Consider the following 18,493-nt stretch of genomic DNA (forward strand, 5'->3'; position numbering starts at 1 on the left):
ATTTAATTTTAGATTGATAAGGATCACCTATGTTAGTTATGTCTGATAAGCAGCAGCCTAAACATGTACTGACTAACATAGATTCATACATTCCTTTTTCTATTGAGTTCTCTGATAGTGGATTAGCTGATCTATACTGGCGATGTGGAAATGGAAAAACTTGTTTATTTGAACTAGGTTTAAGTAACACTGGCGAAGTAATTAATATTACTCTTGTATCAATAAATTCTAGTAACATTTTGAAAAACAATAATAAATATAAAATTCCATTTCCTGTGGAAAATTTCCTACCTAAATTTGATGTTTCAGAGTGGAATATATCTGAGGATTATTCAAGTATATTTAGAGATGATTTTAATTATGAACTACAATTAATTGTAGGTTTAGATTACTTAGTTTTAACTTATTTAAATATTGAAAAATCAGTATATTACTTTAAAAATGAAGAATTATATTTTGGTTTTAACTCTAATAAGGAACTTTCATCAATACATTTAACTAATATTACAGCGGAAGAAGTAGAAATCATAAAAAGAAATTTCTCAGTTTAATACAAACTAATTTGAGATATTCACAACATATAACTACTCAAGCTCTAATTGGTCATCATCTTTCGTAATTTTAATTTTTAACTTCTTATATTTTCGCTTATTTGGATCTAGGGCTGAATTCATCACTTCATCCGCAAAAGGCGGGCACTGCATCAATTTTGCATAAGCCCTATAGCCGATGCATATTCGAGTAGGCGGGCAATCGGTTCTTTTTGAGTAGTATTCAATGAGTGAGTTCAGTTCTTGTAATAAAGTTTGCTGTTCCATCATACATACTTAACAATTAGATGACTTAAGCATAATAGACTTGGCCGTTTAGCGGAATATGCCTTTAAAATGTACAGCTCTGTAAATTGTGATGTAGTTCTCTAAAACACATATTTTATGTATGAAGTTTGTTTAGGAGAGATTTTGGATGTTTTTTTAATCGGATTGTCATAAAGAAAGGCTAATTTAGACTCATAACAAAAATGATGAAGATTGTTGCGAACAATAAAATCAAAAGCAATTTTCACAGACGTGGTCGTGAGGTAATTAGGGCTAATTCGAAAGAGTTGGCTTTTTTGTTTTAGTGCATTTGTTTAGATCAAGATGTCCTTTATTAACATTCAATTGCAAATTATCAAGTTCTAATATGGAACTTCATTTTTTAAGTAGATAAAAATAAAGGATCTTAAAAATGTTAATCTCAAGCGATAGATTACCAAAGAGTTTTAAAGACAAAGCCAATCAAAAGGTTGCCAAACTTTCAGGCTCATTGTTGGGAGCTGTTACACCAGAGCGACAAGCAACATTGCCAAAAGAGTTTGAACTCAGTCCTCATACGCTTTATAAGCGCTTTGGTAGTACACATTACGGGGTCATGATTCCTGACTTACCTGAACCATTTCGATATTTATCTTGGGCTTCGGTATTAGGTTATGTTGGATTTACGATTACAGATACCAACTATCAAATGTCTAAAGATGGAAAAGGGGATACAGCTTCTTTGGTACATGGAACAGCATTATCGACAACGCCTGAGGCCTACAGAACATTTTCAATCAAAAATGATATCAAGTTTAACCAAACCCCTTTTGGGATTAATTTTGACAATCAAAGTGTCATGGATGAGGATGGTGATGGATTTATATTAATTACTAAAAGAGAAGATTTAGAACTAGAACTTCATTTAAAGCCTACAAAAGCTATTTCATGGTTTGCCTATAGTGCTTTTTATAAGCATTTTAGTGTCTTGATGCATTATGACGGCTACATTAAACAAAAAGGCAATAGTGAGAGTATTAAGGGGCTTTGTACGCTTGAGTCTTGGAAAGCTGTAGCGACCTCAATGCTCAAAAACAAATGGTTAGTTGAGAATATTCAACTTCCTGTAAAAGTCTTTAGCTATCAAGTTATTAATATTGACCATGAACAGCAGTTATTACTGGCTTTTATTTGCTATGAAGACCAACCCATTTTGACTTCTGTTTACTATCGTCATATTGACGAAACATCAATTCAATACAACGGAGATATACTTTTTGAAGTAACCAGTCTTCAAGAAGAACCACAGATTACACCTGATGGTTTTCCAATGAATTTACCAAATACTTTTCGCTGGGCTGCTTATCACAATAATCAAAAGGTTCTAGATATTTCAGCACAAGTAGACACTCCATATTGTTTTGGATTGGCTGCTGGTTTCGTTTCTTCATATACATGGCAAGGCGAATTCTATGATCAGCCATTAGTAGGAAGGGGTTATCTGGAATATATTGACCGAAGATAAAATCGTTTTAAAACTTAGTTGTTTATCTACAACTTCAAGCGAACTAGAAAATATCTGTTTTTATAAACTCAATTTAACAATAGATTTTAATTATTTATCCTTACTTTTTAATGATCTATTTTAAAACAGGTGTCATTTTGTGTGCTTGACTGTAATAGGGTTGAGCACTATCCTTTGCCTGCTGGCTTACATTGCCAGCCGGCTTTGACAGGCTGATTTAGACCGCATCAGAATTATTTCATTTTGAGTAATGGTTCTGCCTGTAAGCTCTTCGTCTCCTCCTGTCGAGGTAGGATGGAAGTAGGACACTTTAGGGTGTGCTAGGGTCTAACTAGTCTGTCAACCTTCTTCCGTCTTGCCACCATTCATTAGCAGTATTTGTATATCTTTAAATTTAAGTTGAACTAGAATTTAGCTTAACTATCTAATTGAATGAAAAACGATAATTATTTAACTATTTTCTATTCAACCTTACATTGACACTCTAAATCTTGCCGATTATCCTTTGCCTGCTGGCCTACATTGCCAGTCGGTTTTAGCAGACCGTCTACAAAAGGCGCACAACAATGCTGTTTTGGTTTTTGTGCGTTCTCTTAAGTCACGCCTTTATGGTGAGGCTAGGAGGGACACCTTCGGGTGTGCTGGTTTCCTTTTGTACCAGTCTGCTAACCCTTCTAGTCTTGCCACCATTATTTAGCAGTAATTGGTAAGACTCTTCTAAATCAAAAGGAGTCCGCCGTTATGCGTACTATTTCTTCTCTCTCGTTGGCAACCTTTGCCAAATTCTTTCTATCCATACCGTTTAAACAGTCTTTAAAACGATTTAACCGACTTTAGGTTTCTATACCTTAAGAATCGTTACGACTAAAACATAGCAACAATAAACCAGAGATAGGTGAGCACACCATTATTGTGCGGTTTTTGCATGCCTGTATTTAGCACTCATTTTAAGAGTGACGGCATTTCTATCTCTTTTATATACAACAAAAAATTATTTTAAGCGGTATACATGAAAAATTTAGAAGTTTCATTTAGAGCAACGCGAGCGCTTTATACAGCAGCAGATTTATTTAAACAATACGGCTTCAACAAGGTTGGGGTGGACCGAATTGTTAGTGAAACTAAAATTTCTAAAGCCACCTTTTACAACTACTTTCACTCAAAAGAAAGATTAATTGAAATGTGTTTGTTGGTTCAAAAAGAACACTTAAAAGAAAAAGTGAGAGCGGTAAGTGAATCTCGTCAATATCCAGATTTGGCGCTTAAGCTTAGACAAATTTACCTTTTACATGCGGACTTAAAGGGGGCGTATTATCTGTTGTTTAAAGCGATTTTTGAAATTAAACAGCTTTATCCAAATGCATATCAAACTGCAATTCGTTATAGGCGATGGCTTAAAAATGAAATTTTCTGGGTTCTGCGAGAATCTAAAAAAAGGGCTACATATGAAGAATCAGATATTTTTGTATTTATGATTGATGGTGCGATTTTTGGACTTTTAGGTTCAAGCCAAAATGAAGAACCTGATCAGTTGCTAGATTACTTTTTAAAGGTAAATGCTTAAATTGAACCTTTTACATTCAAAAACTGAAATAGCAAATTAAAGAACAGAAAGAAAAAAGTGAGGCTGCTAGAGCCTCACTGTATATAGGTGTTTATTTGCCTTTTTTAGTTTTTAAATACTCTGCATAAGCTTCATCTGCAAAACGTCTTAGAGAATCACCAATTGCAGCATATTGGTATTCATTCAAGTTAGCCAAAGATGCACGAGCAGAAGGGTGCTGCACACCGAAGCCAGAACCCGGCAATAAAACCACACCTGTTTCATCTGCTACTCTAAATAATAGCTCGGTCGGATTTTTATTTTTCATAACCCAATCGGCAAACTCATCTCCATAGAGAGTCCGTGAAGTATTTTCAAGGTTGACTAGGGTGTAGTAGTCCACAGCATTCGGATCTGTTGGAACCTCGACGCCAAGCTGTCTATAAAGTGCTGCATCACGTTCACGAACAACAGATTTAACAGCTTTTTTATAGCTTTGGCGTGAGTCCATCATATTAAATAGTGCAAATAAAACCATTTGAACTTGTTGTGGGGTAGACAGACCAGCGGTATGGTTCAAAGCAACATTTCGGCTATCGGCAACTAAACGGTCAATAAACTTAATGCTTGCTGGGTCGGTAGTTAAAGATGAATAGCGCTCTTCAAGCTCTTTCTTCTCTTTTTTCGATAAGTTCGCAATTTGTTTATCAAGCACATTGTTATTTGAAAGTGCAATGACACCGAGTCGCCAACCAGTCGCACCAAAGTATTTAGAGAACGAATAAACCAAAATTGTATTGTCAGGACAGATTGCAAATAGTGATTTGAAGTTATCTGCAAACGTACCGTAAACGTCATCGGTCAAAATAATCAGATCAGGGCGTTTTTTGACGATATCGGCCAAAATCGCAAGTCCTTCATCACTCATTTTCACCGATGGTGGATTACTTGGGTTGACTAAAAAGAAAGCTTTAATAGATGGATCTTCTAATTTCCTAAGCTCCGACTCAGGATATTGCCAACCGAGTTTAGGGTCGGCTTCAATTAATACTTCTTCAAGCTGGTAGTCATTGAGTTTTGGAATCTCAAGATATGGTGTAAAAATAGGGCTACCAATGGCAATACGGTCGCCATTTTTGATAATTTTATTTTCTTTTAATGAGTTAAAAATATAGGCCATTGCGGCTGTTCCGCCTTCGACCGCAAACAGATCTAAGTCTCTTTTTTGCATGCCTTGTACGCCCATTTCCCTTAAGACGTACTCTTTAATAATTGTTTCACTCACTCGAAGCATTCGGTCTGGTACTGGATAGTTACAGCCTAAAATCCCTTCAACCATTTCAAGTAAAAAAAGATCTGGGTCTAAGCCTAACTGGTCGCGCACATAAGACACGGCTTTACCTAAAAAGACCACACCGGGTTTGTCACGGTTTTCCAAAATGAAGTTATCAAAACGTGACTGGAGTCCAACGGGGCGCGGAAAGCCACCTAAACCTTCCGGCATATAGGAAAATGAAAATTCGGATTCGGTCGCAGAAAACAAACCCAGTTGAAAGAACGCTCTACGTGGGATGGTAGCAAGAAAGTTTGGATTACCACGCCCAGCATTTAGCATCATTCGGTCAGTTCTGCTTTGAGCTAATTCTATTAAATTATCTTTTAGTTCAAATGGGCTGAGTTTTGCGTATTTAGAATAATCGACTTTCCCCATGGGACGTCTCCTTAATTATAGTGGGATGAATAAAATTTCTAATTCAATGTATAAAATCAGGCCAAGCCTACGATCAGTGGTCCGAGTAAGGTTAAGAACACATTTGCTAGGGCATAGGTAATTGCAAATGGAACGGTCGGAATCGAGTTTCCTGCTTTGTCTAAAATTGCACCAAATGCAGGGTTTGCACTGCGTGAACCAGATAGTGCACCTGCCATTACTGCAACGTTGTCATAACGCAGAACATAACGAGCAAAGAGCATGGAAAGTAGGAGAGGAACCAGTGTTACCACAACTCCAATCATAAAGAGTGAAAGACCACTTTCTTTAATGGTTTGAATAGCTTGTAAACCTGATTGTAAGCCGACGGCAGCAACGAAGCCTGCAAGACCCAAATCTTTAAGAAGCTGTGAAGCCGCTAAAGGCATATTGCCATGCACCTGATTTCGACTTCGAATCCAACCAAACAGAAGACCTGATAGTAAAGCACCGCCACCAGCACCAAGAGTTAAAGGCACATCACCTAAACGAATCACAAAAAGACCAATCACCAAACCAACCACAAGGCCTGCACCATGGAAAATCCAGTCCGTTTTTAAGCTTTCAGGTAGGGCTTTACCTGCTTCTTTCACCAAGCGGTCGAGGTCGCTTTTTGTTCCGTATACAGTGACCACATCGCCTTGTCGTAAAACAGTGTCATCACTTAAAGGTTGTGGCTCATCCTTACGCTTAATTGCAAGTACATAAATACCGTGCTTTAAATACGCAGGCGTATTGGCCTTAATGTCTCCTAAGGTGCGGTTGAGATATTTGGAATTTCTTAGGATGACATCACTGGTATCCATAATCATTTCCATACCTTGCGATGACTGTAATTCGCTACCGATTTGCTCGGCAACTGAAACCACACTGGCACGGCGACCAACCAATAAGATGACATCGTCTGTTTGTAAAGTTAGCTCGGGAGCGACATCAATAAACTGATCTTTACGTTTTAACCGTTCAATCGTAATACTCGGCTCTTTTGCTTCAATTTCCGCAATAGTTTGGCCATTGGCTTGTTTAACTTTATAAATACGACCCACAATTTCCGGCATTGCCAGTTCTTGGCCTGGTGCGAGTTCAAAAGCCCCTTTGAGCCGCTCACTCTGAGCTTTTAAAGCATCGTCGTGAATTTCTTTACCCATAAATTTAGGCAAGATATTCACACAGACAATAATGGCTCCCAATGAACCAAAAATGTAAGTGACCGCATAGCCAATCGCGACATTTGCCTGAAGTCTTTGAATTTCTGCGAGTGGGAGATCGAGTCTAGAAATTGCATCTCCCGCAGTCCCAATAATCGCTGATTGAGTCATGCCGCCCGCAGCGAGACCCGCAGCCAAGCCTTTATCGAGATGAAAAATTTTAGCCATTACTAAAACAGTGACTAAACCACACACTGCCATGAATACTGCTAATAAAATTTCTTTTATGGACTGTGGACCCAGTGATTTAAAAAACTGAGGGCCACTTTCAAAGCCGACTGCGTAAATGAAGAGAGCAAATAAAATTGCTTTAACGCCGTTATCGACAGGTACGCCAATAAGACTTAAAACAACTGCGACGAGTAAGGAGCCTGCGACTCCGCCAAACTGAAACTTTCCAAACTGGAATTGTCCAATCCAGAAGCCTATTGCGAGTGATAAGAACAATAATATTTCGGGGCTGTGCTTTAAAACACCTTGTAACCATTCAATCATTTTGATCTCACTTTTATTATTAGATCTATCTTTAATATATAAATTTATTTATTTTTCATTTTTAAAATACAATATGAAAATTACTTAAGCAAACCTTTAAGTTTGGTGGTTTTCTTAAGTTTAATTATAAGAATTAATGAGTTTAAAATGCTTGTGATCCAAGGGGTGGTGGTAATCCTGAGTGTTTAAATCAACTATTAATTTTTTAATCATAGATAAAATTTATTTACAATAATATAAAGAATATTTTATGAAATTAAAGCGTCTTGCTTATATCTAATCTTGAAAACAAGTTTTTACTTTGTTGATATTTAAGTGATTAATTTTTAATTGTTAGGCTGGTCCTCATTTTTATATAAATTAAAAAACAATCTACCTAAAATTAATTTTTTGATAATTGTGTCGCATAAATTAATTTTTAATATATTTGGAATACATTTAAATAAATCTTCATAATAATACTTATTTTAAAGAAAAACATAAAATCAACTTGAACCGTGTTCATTTTTAAATAAAAAGCTTCTGGTTATCGAAGCTTGATATTTAAAAATATTTATTACCTTGAAAATAGTGGCTTATAGTGATTTAAAACTTTGGAATTACTGTTTCGAAGCTAACATTTTTAAATAAAGATCTGCTCGCTGTGCATGACCAAAGCACCAATCTTCAGCACTGTTTTGCACAATCACAAACATGACATCTTGCTCTGGAATATTAAGTTCCTGGTGGAGTTGTGCTGTCACATGCTGCATTAAATCTGATTTTTGCTGAGCTGTTCTGGGTTTACCGGAAGTAATGTACAGCAGCATAAATTTTTCAGAGCGGGGAGACTTCACCCAATAGTTTGCGTCAACAAAAATATTGCCTTGAGGCAATTGCTCAAAAATATGGAAGCAATCGTTTTGGGGTGTATCGAAATAATCTTCCATACAAGTCTGCACAATTTTCGATATCTGAGCTTTTTCAAGAGTTGTATATGCATAACTGGTCGTAAAACGAATCATGGGCATGACCATATCTCCTCTGGCATATGTTCAAGTGCTGAAATAGCAGTTGGCAAACCTGAATAAAAAGCAATATGGGTAATGGTTTCAATAATTTGCTCTTTAGTAAGGCCTTGAGTTAAGGCATTTTTTACATGCCATTCGAGTTGTGAATAACGCCCTTGTAAAACAAGTGCAGTGATTGTAATAAAGCAACGTGTTTGAGTATCAAGCATTGGTCTTTGCCAGATATCTGCAAATAAATAGTCTTTGCCAAACTCATAAAGTTTTGGCGAAATCATTTCTAAATTATGAATATCAATTTTTCTGAACATTTTAGAACTCAACATTGGTGCTGTTGTCGCTAATATGGCAGTTTGTTATAGTTTAAAAAATCAAAACTTTTCTAACTAATAATTCGGTTTATATGAATGATTATGGCAAACTTCCGACCAATCTTGATTTAGATGCTTTACGTGCGTTCATTAAAGGAATCGAGCTGGGTAGTTATCAGCTAGCAGCACAACATTTATGTCGTTCTCCGGCCGCAATTAGCGCGCAATTAAAAAAATTAGAACAGCAAACAGGTTGCCAGCTTCTTAGAAAACAGGGCAGGTTATTAGAGCTTACCCCAAGTGGTGAATTGTTATTTAGTCATGCAAAAAACATGTTGGCTATTAACGATACAGTTCTTTTAAAATTGCATCAGACTCAAGCCAGCGGGGTTATTCGTTTCGGTTTACAAGAAGATTTTGCTGAAGGAGCCTTACAGCAACTCATTGCTCAGTTTATGTTTCAGCACCCTAATGTACAGTTTCAAATTCAAGTCGATCGAAATCTTAACTTGATTGATAAAGTACAAAAGCAAGAGCTTGATTTAGCCCTAATCTGGCAACAGGTTGAAGCACATGAAAAATTTTATGAACTACGGAGTGTAGGGACTGAGTGGTTATTTTGTTCTCATCCACATATTCAGCAAATTATTGAAAATAAAGCTTCCATTCCACTCGTGGTATTACAGCAACCTTGTATTCTAAGACAAATGGCTATTGAGGCATTGGAACAGGTTGGGCAGGCTTGGCATATTGCTTATGAGTGTAATTCTGTTCAAGCGTTATGGCCTGCTGTAAGGGCGGGTATTGGTATAAGCTTGAGATCATGTTTTCAGATTCCTTCAGACATTCATCGCATAGAAAGCGATGCATTGCCGGAACTTAAGCCTTTAAATTTTGGTCTCTATTTCAATTCCACCACACAATCTGTACATATTATTCAGCAGTTTCAACAATATATTGAACAGCACCTACGGTAATTTTCATCTCAAAATTTATGATGACTTGGATAGTTTTTCGATTGATTTATATTTTAATTTATCTTAGTAATAAAAAGAGTTTTGTGTGACACAGTTAAAACTATAAATCTCAGAGTATAACTATGAAGCTTAAAGAATTAGCAGGTTGTGAGGAATGCGATACTGTCTATCGTAGAACCCCGCTTGCTTATGGAAAAAGAGCTTATTGCTTATGCTGCGGTGCTGAACTCTATCGGCACACCAAACCTTTTTCGACACTGTTGGCTTTAATCTTAACGGCGTTGATCGTATTTGTTATTGCCAATAGCTTTCCTATTGTAAAAATTGAATTGCAGGGCAACATCTCTGAAACCACTTTACTTGGTGCGGTCTGGGTGATGTTTCATTATGATCGGGCTTTTGTTGGCATTCTTATTTTAATAACCACTTTTATTGTGCCACTTTCCTATCTTTTATTACTCTCCTATGTGTTGGGCACAGTAAGCGTATTGAAGAAAAGACCCACATTTTTAGTATTTGCCTTACGTACACTTTATTTTATGAGAGTGTGGGGAATGGTTGAGGTCTTCTTAATTGGAATCTTGGTCACGCTTGTGAAGTTAATGGGAATGGTGTTGGTGATTCCCGAGATTGCGTTATGGGCATTTGCGATTTTAAGTGTATTGTTGGTCTATATTACTTCCATAAAGGTGAGTGATATATGGAACGAAATTGATAGGTCACTGCCATGAAAACGATAAAAAATGTGACCCAAACACAAAGCTTGCAGCAAGGATCAATGCTTAAGCAATACCCAAGAGCCAAAGATCTCTCATTAATTGTGTGTCATTGCTGTGGCGTCGTAAATTCTGCTCAAAATGGAAAAAAAAGACGAGATAAAAGCTATCAAGTTTTACGTTGTATTCGTTGTAATAGCGTGCTGCATTCACGTAAACCAGCGAGTTTAAATCGAACTTTTGCTTTAGTGGTGGCTGCGACCATTCTCTATATTCCAGCCAATGTACTTCCAATGACGGTGACTGACTCACTGTTGGGTAGCCAGCAAGATACCATCATGAGTGGGGTCATTTACTTTTGGCAAAGTGGAGACTATCTGGTTTCAGCGGTCATTTTCATGGCCAGTATTTTTATTCCCATGCTAAAGCTACTGATTTTGTATTTTTTATTGGTGGCGGTATATCTTCAACAATCGTCAGCGTGGAAGTTTTTACCTGAGCAATGCGTTAAATTATATCGAGTTGTCGAGTTTATCGGCCGTTGGTCAATGATTGACGTATTTGTGGTGGCACTTTTAACAGCGCTCATTCAGATTCAATCACTTGCTACGATTTTAGCAGGGCCGGGTTCGATCGCTTTTGGTGCAGTTGTAGTGCTAACCATGTTTGCATCTTTAAGTTTTGACCCACGACTTATTTGGGATAACTTCTACGCATCTCAAAATACAAATAAACCTTCTACTTTTGCCTCAAACAAAACCAAGATTATTCAGGCTGAACACCCGCCGTTGAATAATGATTCCATTAATCCCAGTCAATAAAAGAACAATGAGTATGTCTGAAAATGAAATAACCCCTGGTAACTCAGATCGTCGTGATCCAGATGTTGAACTGGATAGCGTGAATGATTTGCCAGAACCCCAAGAAAAGAAAAGTCGGTGGAAGCCTCTTTTAATTTGGCTCATTCCATTGGTTGCTCTTTTAATCGCGCTTTCATTAGCGATAAAAGCGCTCTTGTCTCACGGCCCGACCATTGACGTATCTTTTAGGACGGCTGAGGGATTGGTCGCGGGTAAAACAACGGTCCGTTATAAACAGGTGGATATTGGCGTAGTACGGCAGATTGATCTTTCAGAAGACCGTTCACATGTGATTGCCAGAATTGATTTGCGTAAAGATGCGAGTAACTTTGCCGCGAAAGATTCACGGTTTTGGGTCGTGCGACCACGGATTGGGACGAGTGGGGTTTCAGGAATAGACACATTATTGTCAGGTTCATATATTGAAGTGGATGGTGGTAAGTCGGAAGAGAAAAAGCTTGAATTTACTGGCTTAGAGGTACCGCCAGTGATTACTTCCGATGTACCGGGCAAAGAATTTTTCTTAAATGCAGATGACTTGGGGTCTTTAGATGTCGGTTCTCCAATTTATTATCGTCGAATTAATGTGGGCCAAATTACAGCCTATAAATTGTCTAACGATGGTAAAACTGTAGAGCTACAAACTTTTATCCGTGCACCATATGATAAGTTTGTCACCACCGACGCACGGTTTTGGCAGGCGAGTGGTATTGATGTGAGCTTGAATGCTTCAGGATTTAGTTTAGATACTCAATCGCTGGCAAGTATTGTCGCGGGCGGTATTGCTTTTGGAATTCCTGAAAGTTCGCATGCTACCACAGCGGCAAATCATAGTCGCTTTAATCTGTGGGATTCGAAAACTGAGGCATTAAAAGAACCGGATGGGCAACCTCGTGGTGTGATCATGTACTTTGATCACTCATTACGTGGACTGTCTGTTGGCGCACCAATTGATTTCATGGGCATTGAAATTGGTAATGTTAAATCGATTAATGCAGAGTTTTATAACAACTATAAGCAGATTCGTATGCGTGTTGAGGCGGTCATCTATCCGTCACGCGTTGAGAATGGGCAGGCACTCAATCCAAACAGCAATATTTTCAAAGATTTTGTTGAACATGGATGGCGTGCTCAAATGAGAACAGGCAACCTTCTCACGGGCCAAAACTATATTGCCCTAGATAAGTTCCCTAAAGCTAAGCCAGCCACATTACAAATTTTGAGTGATGACCGTGTAGTGATTCCAACTACACCAACTGAATTGAGTGGCTTACAAGCACAAGTTTCTCAGATTGCTGACAAATTAACCAAATTCCCGTTAGTTGAGATTGGGCAAGATGTACGTAAAACGCTCAACAATATGAACACAGCCATTGAGTCTACCGACAAACTGGTTAAACAGTTAGATGGAAAAGTTGCACCTGGTTTACAAGCAACCTTAGACGATGTTCGTAAAACTGTAAGATCGTCAGAGTCTATTTTGTCGAGCGATGCGCCGTTACAACAAGACGTACGTAAAGCATTGCAGCAAATGACACGTGCAGCTGCTTCATTACAGTTAATGGCAGACTATATTGAGCAACATCCTGAATCAATTATTCGTGGTAAGACACCAGAGACCGATGATGAAAAATAAAAACACTCTATCTTTTCAACATCCTAAAGCAGCCAAATGGCTGCTTGGGAGCGGCCTGTTTTTAACGGCTGTTGCCATGACGGCATGTTCGAGTTCGCCAACGCCAAATTATTATACGATGTCCCCTAAAATTACTGCGGCTACAAAATCAACTGTGCAGGTGATTGAGGTATTACCCGTCGGGATTCCAGACCGATTGGACCGTGCGCCTTTGGTACTCCAAGACAGTAGTGGTAAGTCTACGGTGTTAAATAATGAACGTTGGACATCGACCATGGGTACGCAATTACGCGATACCTTGTCGGCGGGTTTACAGCAAAAATTAGGGGCAATTGACAGTTATAGCAGTGGGCTAGCTGGAAATAATCAGCCTTTATATCGAGTTTCTACAGACTTTTCTCATTTTGATATTGTAGATAAAAGCTATATTAATATTGCGGTGTCTTGGGTAGTGAAGCGTCAAATACCGCCCACTCAATTAGAGTCAAATAATGCAAAAGTCATCACGAATGCAGGATCTCAGCTCAATTGTCGAATTGCTTTTAAGCAGCCGATTGATCAGAAAGCTAAAAAGATGGAAGGTATTGTGAATGCTTCAAGTGAAGCGATGACCCAAATCATTAATACGGTTTCTTCTTCAATTGTGGCGCTAGATTCAAACAAAAAATCGGTTATTAGTAATGGTGTCTGTTCTTAATATTAAATCTATACACGTTTTATCCGGTTAAATGCCGGATAAAATTTGATAATTCCATCCGGTTTTGAGTTCTTTAGTTGTTAGTTAAAAGCTGTGAGGAAAAATTTACTCATGTGAGTGTTTTAAATCCCATCCTTTTTCAATACAAATTTGATCAAATGATCTTGCAAGATCGGCTAGGGTAGTTTCTGTTAAACGTTGAATCAAAATCGCCTGTGCAGCTTGAATACTTGTATCTAGAGCTGCATTGACGACTTGTTCTACAGCACATTCCGGATTTTTTCTTTCATTGCCGATTGCAAAAATTGTAGGTTCACCAACAGCTTTATAAATATCAAGAAGCGTAATTTTTTCTATATCTCCTATTAAGTGCCAACCACCGCCAGGCCCTTTCTCTGATTGTACAAAGTTAGCCTGTTTTAACCCAATCATGGTACGACGAATAACTACAGGATTAGTTGATAACATTTTGGCAATTTCTTCAGAAGTAAAACTGCGATTTTGCCTCGCCATGTGTAAAAGCACATGAAGTATTCGGGAAAGTTTATTGTCTGTACGCATAAGCACAAAAAACAGCGTGATCAATAGAATGTATAAAATGTAACATGAAAAGTTGCAAATTAAAATAAAAGGCATTAATGTAACATCATAAGTTACTTATTAAGGGTGAAAAAATGCTGTATGACGTTGCGATTATTGGTGGCAGTTATGCGGGTTTATCAGCAGCAATGCCGTTGGCCCGTGCACGTAGAAACATTGCGATAATTGATGCAGGGCAAAGAAGAAATCGTTTTGCTGAATATTCTCATGGATTCCTTACCCAAGATGGAACTCAAGCTAATGAAATTGTTGAAATTGCAAAAAAACAATTAGAAGTTTATAGCACTGTTGAATGGCAAAATGGGAGAGTTAAAAAAATTGCAAAAATAGATGAAGGTTTTTGTATTTGTATTGATGGAGTGTATTCCATTCAAACTAAAAAAATTATTATTGCGGCAGGAGTTAGTGATCAGTTGCCAGAAATAGCGGGTTTGGCTGAAAGATGGGGAAAAACGGTTTTTCATTGTCCATATTGCCATGGATACGAGTTAGAAAAAGGAAAAATCGGTATTTTGGCCACGTCAGAACACAGCTTACAATTGGCGATGATGTTGCCTGATTGGGGCCCAACCACGCTTTTACTTAATGGAAGTGATCAACTCATTCATACAGAATGGCATACTTCCTTACAAAAACGTGGAGTGATTGTAGAGCCATGTCTTATTCAGGAAATCAGAGGTGAGGCAGAGATTGTGTTTACCGATGGAAAGGTTATTGCTCTGGATGGACTGTTTATTCCAACACGTACATATATTACTCAACCTTGGCTGGCCGAGCTTGGATGTGAAGTCGAAGACACGCCGTTTGGACAAATAATCAAAACAAACGCGACAAAAGACACCACGGTAAAAGGGGTTTTTGCTTGCGGTGATATTGCACGTTTAGGTGGTTCGGTACCATTCGCAGTTGCAGATGGAATGATGGCAGGGGTAAGCGCTCACCGTTCGCTTATTCTTAATGGTTCATCGTAAATTAGGAAAACTGCATTCTACTAAGATCATTACGAATGCAGGATCTCAGCTCAATTGTCGAATTGCTTTTAAGCAGCCGATTGATCAGAAAGCTAAAAAGATGGAAGGTATTGTGAATGCTTCAAGTGAAGCAATGACTCAAATCATTAATACGGTTTCTTCTTCAATTGTGGCGCTAGATTCAAACAAAAAATCGGTTATTAGCAATGGTGTTTGTTCGTAAAACGCATCGTTTTTAATCAACCCCTTTACTTGTGCACAACAGATAAAGGGGTTTTTTATTTTAGTTGCCTCTATAGGTTGAATAACCGTAAGGGCTAAGTAGTAATGGAATATGGTAGTGATTTACGCTTCCATCGACTTTAAAAATTACTGGAACCTCGGCAAAAAAAGTTTGTTGTTTGTTCTTCTTAAACCAGTCTTCAGTTTTAAAGGTAACTTTATAAACTCCTTGCTCTAGTTTTTTATTTTCTGGATAGAGCGCAGTAATACGACCATTTGAATCGGTCACTTGCTGATTGAGTTTAACCCACTGGTTATTGGTATTTTTTTCTAAAACCACTTCAACCTGAGAAGAGGGCAAACCCGTCTCTAGGTTTAACACATGCACACTTAGTGGATTGGTTTGTGCAAATGTAGCTGAAGCTATAAATAATGAAGATAAAGCAATAAATGATTTAGTCATGATGAACTCCTTATGAATGAAAAACGGTTTCAATGGCTTTGCTTGCGCATTGATTGTCATTCTGTGCGCCGCCAGCACCCGCAACTCCAATAGCACCGATCACTTGGTTCTCAAAACGGACAGGTACGCCACCGCCTAACAAAAGTAAATTTGCTACGGTAGTTAAATTTTTTGCATCGGGGTTTTGGTTACTGTTTTGGCTTAAAACTAAGGTCGATGTTTTGGTAGATAACGCGGTATAGGCTTTTTTCTCAGCAGCCATTAAATTATGTGGGCCCACCAACTCATGCCGTTCGGCAGTTAATGGATTACCGCCGCGATCTACAACAACAACTGCAATGTTTTGATTTAATTTTTTGCATGCCTCTTTTGCACTGTCGGCTAGCAGGTGGGCAGTTTTTAGATCTAACGAATAAACTTGATTCAAAGCAGGGGGCTGTGCAAAAGTACTATTACCAAATAGCACGGCTGCTAACATCAGCCAGTTCAATTTTTTCATGATGATTGCCTCTATGTCGCTTTGAAAATCTTAAACAAATTGAATAATTCCAAGCATGACAATCACATTACAAAGTTGTCATCTTTCAAATGAGTCTCTACAAAATGCGTATCCTTATTATTGAAGACGAGATCAAGATCGCCACTTATTTGGTCAAAGGATTAAAAGAGTCTGGATATCAAGCGGAGTGTGTTCACTTAGGGCTGCAAGGTTTGGAAATGCTAAAGAGAGATCAATACGACTTGCTTATTCTTGATGTCATGTTGCCTGACATAGACGGCTGGAGCGTATTACAAGTATTACGTCAGTTCTCCAAAATTCCGGTGATTTTTTTAACTGCAAAAGATCAGGTGATGGATAGAGTCAAAGGGTTGGAGTTAGGTGCAGATGATTACTTGGCTAAACCATTTTCCTATATCGAACTGTTGGCACGTATTAAAAGTCTGTTAAGAAGACAGCAATATCTACAAGAAAACGAGCTGTCTATAAGCGATTTAAAAATGGACTTGGTCGGTCATAAAGTATGGCGTAATGGCAACTTAATTGAGCTGAGCAAAACCGAATTTAATTTATTGCGCTATCTATTGATCAATAAAGAGCAAATCGTGACACGCAGACAAATTGGTTCCGAAGTGTGGAATATTAACTTTGACACCGATACCAACTTTATTGATGTCGCTGTACGCCGTTTACGAAGCAAAATTGATGAAGGATATGAATTAAAACTCATTCATACCATTCGTGGCTTGGGCTATAAAATTTCGGTTAGCTTATGAACTTTAAATTTCTACGTTCTCTTGAAGTCCGTATTACATTACTGGTCACACTTTGTTCTGCCTTAATTTTATGTTCAGTCGGCTTTATGACCTATTTAGGCATTAACCAAATTTTATTAAAGCAACAAGATAAAGCTTTAGCTGACAGAATTAACCGTTTGGAAATTTTGCTACAAGATAGCGAAAATGTAGAGCAAATTATTGCGCGGCCAAAACTGTACCAAAACATGCTAGGCAACCAAGACAATTTGTTTCTGCTTATTCATAAAGACAAAGCTTTAATTAATATTAATCCGCTCCATATTCAGTTACCTGAGCTTGCACAGCGCAACAGTCTTCAATTTCAAGACTTAGCCAACAACCCATATCCAACGCGAATTGCTTGGAAAAGCATAAAAATTAATCAGGAGCCTTATCTACTCATTGCAGGTAAACAGTGGTCGGAACGCATCAATATTCTTTTACCTTTTCAAGAAAGTCTCTTGATGTATGTAGTAGGAGGCGTGTTTGCAATCTTTGTGCTTTGCATTTTAGCGTGTCACCTAGGTTTAAGGTCGCTACAACAACTTCGCAAGCAAACTCATTCTATTAACGTATATCAGCTACAGAAACGATTAAACCTCTCAAATTCACCTTTAGAAGTTGAGCTACTTTCAAAAGATATAAATCACATGCTTGAGCGTATTGAAAAGGGCTATATGCAGCTCAACCGTTTTTCTGAAGATATCGCTCATGAGTTTCGTACTCCTTTGAATAATCTGATTGGGCAAACCGAGATTGCTTTAACTGGCGAACGCTCAGTTAAGCAATATGAAGATTTGCTGGTGTCTCATTTGGATGATTACCACAGATTAAAACGCATGATTGATAGCATGCTTTTTTTAGCAAGAGCCGATCAGAAAATGGTTCTTGTAAACAAACAAGAAATAAACGTCCAAGATGTTATAGATGGGCTATGCCAGATTTTTGAATATCAGGCCGAGGAACAAGAGTGTCATTTTAGTTTCAACTTAGAAGCCCAGAAGTTATTTGCAGATCCTGAGTTATTTCAAAGAGCCGTTTACAATCTCATTTTAAATGCGCTCGTACATGGTGGTGATAAGCGATCTATTTATATTGCCACTAGACATAAGATGATTGAGCATAAGCAATGGGTGAGTTTGACTGTGGTAACTGGTGGGGTTTCAATTGCTGAACATCAACTTGAGCATCTTTTTGAAAGATTTTACCAATGCCATTCAAGTCGAAGTGATGAGAATCAAACAGGTGGATTAGGTTTGTCGATTGTTGCTTCAATTATGGATCTACATCATGGCCGCTATCGAGTTTATAACACGGTTGAGGGTGTGTGCTTTGAGCTTGATTTTCCAGTTGCAGATGCTCTAAAGAAATACAATTAAATCCTTATTAATGTTGCTTAATTTTTAGAATTCACACTTT

19 protein-coding genes and 1 pseudogene are annotated in these 18,493 nt (G+C 37.9%); 12 read left to right on the forward strand and 8 right to left on the reverse strand.

The window, feature by feature from the left end:
• Window positions 1-29: 29 nt before the first annotated feature.
• Window positions 30-551 (forward strand): hypothetical protein, encoded by a 522-nt coding sequence (locus KTJ10_RS06035; protein WP_032005360.1) that lies wholly within the window; start codon window positions 30-32, stop codon window positions 549-551.
• A 33-nt stretch (window positions 552-584) separates the two neighbouring features.
• On the opposite strand, the gene KTJ10_RS06040 is transcribed toward KTJ10_RS06035, so the two are convergent.
• Window positions 585-818 carry a hypothetical protein gene (locus tag KTJ10_RS06040; RefSeq protein WP_262441748.1) on the reverse strand — a complete coding sequence of 78 codons (234 nt, stop codon included), beginning with the start codon at window positions 816-818 and terminating at the stop codon, window positions 585-587.
• A gap of 412 nt (window positions 819-1,230) precedes the next feature.
• Between KTJ10_RS06040 and KTJ10_RS06045 the strand changes: the two genes are divergently transcribed.
• On the forward strand, window positions 1,231-2,322 hold the full coding sequence (locus KTJ10_RS06045) for a DUF6670 family protein (RefSeq protein ID WP_262441578.1): 1,092 nt from the start codon (window positions 1,231-1,233) through the stop codon (window positions 2,320-2,322).
• A gap of 1,009 nt (window positions 2,323-3,331) precedes the next feature.
• Complete coding sequence (locus tag KTJ10_RS06050) at window positions 3,332-3,886, forward strand: TetR/AcrR family transcriptional regulator (protein ID WP_002116614.1); 555 nt, start codon at window positions 3,332-3,334, stop codon at window positions 3,884-3,886.
• 91 nt (window positions 3,887-3,977) lie between these two features.
• Here the strand turns inward: KTJ10_RS06050 and KTJ10_RS06055 are convergent, their stop codons facing one another.
• The 4 genes from KTJ10_RS06055 to KTJ10_RS06070 all read right to left on the reverse strand — a co-directional run bounded on the left by KTJ10_RS06055 (window position 3,978) and on the right by KTJ10_RS06070 (window position 8,636).
• On the reverse strand, window positions 3,978-5,576 hold the full coding sequence (locus KTJ10_RS06055) for a bifunctional aspartate transaminase/aspartate 4-decarboxylase (protein WP_002116631.1): 1,599 nt from the start codon (window positions 5,574-5,576) through the stop codon (window positions 3,978-3,980).
• A 56-nt stretch (window positions 5,577-5,632) separates the two neighbouring features.
• Window positions 5,633-7,318, reverse strand: a complete 1,686-nt coding sequence (gene aspT / locus KTJ10_RS06060) for an aspartate-alanine antiporter (RefSeq protein WP_032005367.1) — start codon at window positions 7,316-7,318, stop codon at window positions 5,633-5,635.
• Window positions 7,319-7,917: 599 nt separating this feature from the next.
• Window positions 7,918-8,328 carry a tautomerase family protein gene (locus KTJ10_RS06065; protein WP_262441579.1) on the reverse strand — a complete coding sequence of 137 codons (411 nt, stop codon included), beginning with the start codon at window positions 8,326-8,328 and terminating at the stop codon, window positions 7,918-7,920.
• Window positions 8,319-8,636 (reverse strand): carboxymuconolactone decarboxylase family protein, encoded by a 318-nt coding sequence (locus KTJ10_RS06070; RefSeq protein ID WP_262441580.1) that lies wholly within the window; start codon window positions 8,634-8,636, stop codon window positions 8,319-8,321. The genes KTJ10_RS06065 and KTJ10_RS06070 overlap by 10 nt, the downstream gene beginning before the upstream one ends.
• Before the next feature lie 92 nt (window positions 8,637-8,728).
• Here KTJ10_RS06070 and KTJ10_RS06075 point away from each other — a divergent pair, with 92 nt between their 5' ends.
• From KTJ10_RS06075 to KTJ10_RS06095, 5 genes are all read left to right on the forward strand, one after another.
• On the forward strand, window positions 8,729-9,613 hold the full coding sequence (locus tag KTJ10_RS06075) for a LysR substrate-binding domain-containing protein (protein WP_262441581.1): 885 nt from the start codon (window positions 8,729-8,731) through the stop codon (window positions 9,611-9,613).
• A gap of 122 nt (window positions 9,614-9,735) precedes the next feature.
• A complete protein-coding gene (locus KTJ10_RS06080) occupies window positions 9,736-10,344 on the forward strand; it encodes a paraquat-inducible protein A (protein WP_005068380.1) in 609 nt (202 codons plus the stop codon).
• The gene (locus tag KTJ10_RS06085) at window positions 10,341-11,150 is read left to right on the forward strand and encodes a paraquat-inducible protein A (protein WP_262441582.1); all 810 of its coding nucleotides are present in this window, start codon (window positions 10,341-10,343) and stop codon (window positions 11,148-11,150) included. The genes KTJ10_RS06080 and KTJ10_RS06085 overlap by 4 nt, the downstream gene beginning before the upstream one ends.
• Window positions 11,151-11,157: 7 nt before the next feature.
• Window positions 11,158-12,825 carry an intermembrane transport protein PqiB gene (locus KTJ10_RS06090; protein WP_081035389.1) on the forward strand — a complete coding sequence of 556 codons (1,668 nt, stop codon included), beginning with the start codon at window positions 11,158-11,160 and terminating at the stop codon, window positions 12,823-12,825.
• Window positions 12,815-13,522 carry a membrane integrity-associated transporter subunit PqiC gene (locus tag KTJ10_RS06095; RefSeq protein WP_032052267.1) on the forward strand — a complete coding sequence of 236 codons (708 nt, stop codon included), beginning with the start codon at window positions 12,815-12,817 and terminating at the stop codon, window positions 13,520-13,522. Before KTJ10_RS06090 ends, KTJ10_RS06095 begins: the two co-directional genes overlap by 11 nt.
• A gap of 105 nt (window positions 13,523-13,627) precedes the next feature.
• Here KTJ10_RS06095 and KTJ10_RS06100 read toward each other — a convergent pair whose 3' ends face one another.
• Window positions 13,628-14,083, reverse strand: a complete 456-nt coding sequence (locus tag KTJ10_RS06100) for an Rrf2 family transcriptional regulator (protein ID WP_262441583.1) — start codon at window positions 14,081-14,083, stop codon at window positions 13,628-13,630.
• A gap of 113 nt (window positions 14,084-14,196) precedes the next feature.
• On the opposite strand from KTJ10_RS06100, the gene KTJ10_RS06105 reads away from it, so the two are divergent.
• Together KTJ10_RS06105 and KTJ10_RS06110 are read left to right on the forward strand one after the other, a co-directional pair.
• Window positions 14,197-15,093: an NAD(P)/FAD-dependent oxidoreductase gene (locus KTJ10_RS06105; protein ID WP_262441584.1), complete on the forward strand. Its 897-nt coding sequence runs from the start codon at window positions 14,197-14,199 to the stop codon at window positions 15,091-15,093.
• Window positions 15,094-15,109: 16 nt separating this feature from the next.
• A pseudogene (locus KTJ10_RS06110) lies at window positions 15,110-15,316 on the forward strand (hypothetical protein); the annotation flags it as partial.
• A gap of 60 nt (window positions 15,317-15,376) precedes the next feature.
• Here the strand turns inward: KTJ10_RS06110 and uraH are convergent.
• Together uraH and KTJ10_RS06120 are read right to left on the reverse strand one after the other, a co-directional pair.
• Window positions 15,377-15,778, reverse strand: a complete 402-nt coding sequence (uraH, locus tag KTJ10_RS06115) for a hydroxyisourate hydrolase (RefSeq protein ID WP_000167347.1) — start codon at window positions 15,776-15,778, stop codon at window positions 15,377-15,379.
• A gap of 10 nt (window positions 15,779-15,788) precedes the next feature.
• Entirely contained in the window at window positions 15,789-16,256 is a 468-nt protein-coding gene (locus tag KTJ10_RS06120) for a GlcG/HbpS family heme-binding protein (protein ID WP_014207181.1), read from the reverse strand.
• A gap of 125 nt (window positions 16,257-16,381) precedes the next feature.
• Here KTJ10_RS06120 and KTJ10_RS06125 point away from each other — a divergent pair, with 125 nt between their 5' ends.
• Both KTJ10_RS06125 and KTJ10_RS06130 read left to right on the forward strand, forming a co-directional pair.
• Window positions 16,382-17,053, forward strand: a complete 672-nt coding sequence (locus tag KTJ10_RS06125) for a heavy metal response regulator transcription factor (protein ID WP_045125699.1) — start codon at window positions 16,382-16,384, stop codon at window positions 17,051-17,053.
• Entirely contained in the window at window positions 17,050-18,453 is a 1,404-nt protein-coding gene (locus KTJ10_RS06130) for a heavy metal sensor histidine kinase (RefSeq protein WP_262441585.1), read from the forward strand. Before KTJ10_RS06125 ends, KTJ10_RS06130 begins: the two co-directional genes overlap by 4 nt.
• The last annotated feature ends 40 nt before the right edge of the window (window positions 18,454-18,493 follow it).

This window comes from Acinetobacter sp. WU_MDCI_Abxc222 (genome assembly GCF_025514755.1).
Taxonomy (GTDB): Bacteria; Pseudomonadota; Gammaproteobacteria; order Pseudomonadales; family Moraxellaceae; genus Acinetobacter; species Acinetobacter geminorum.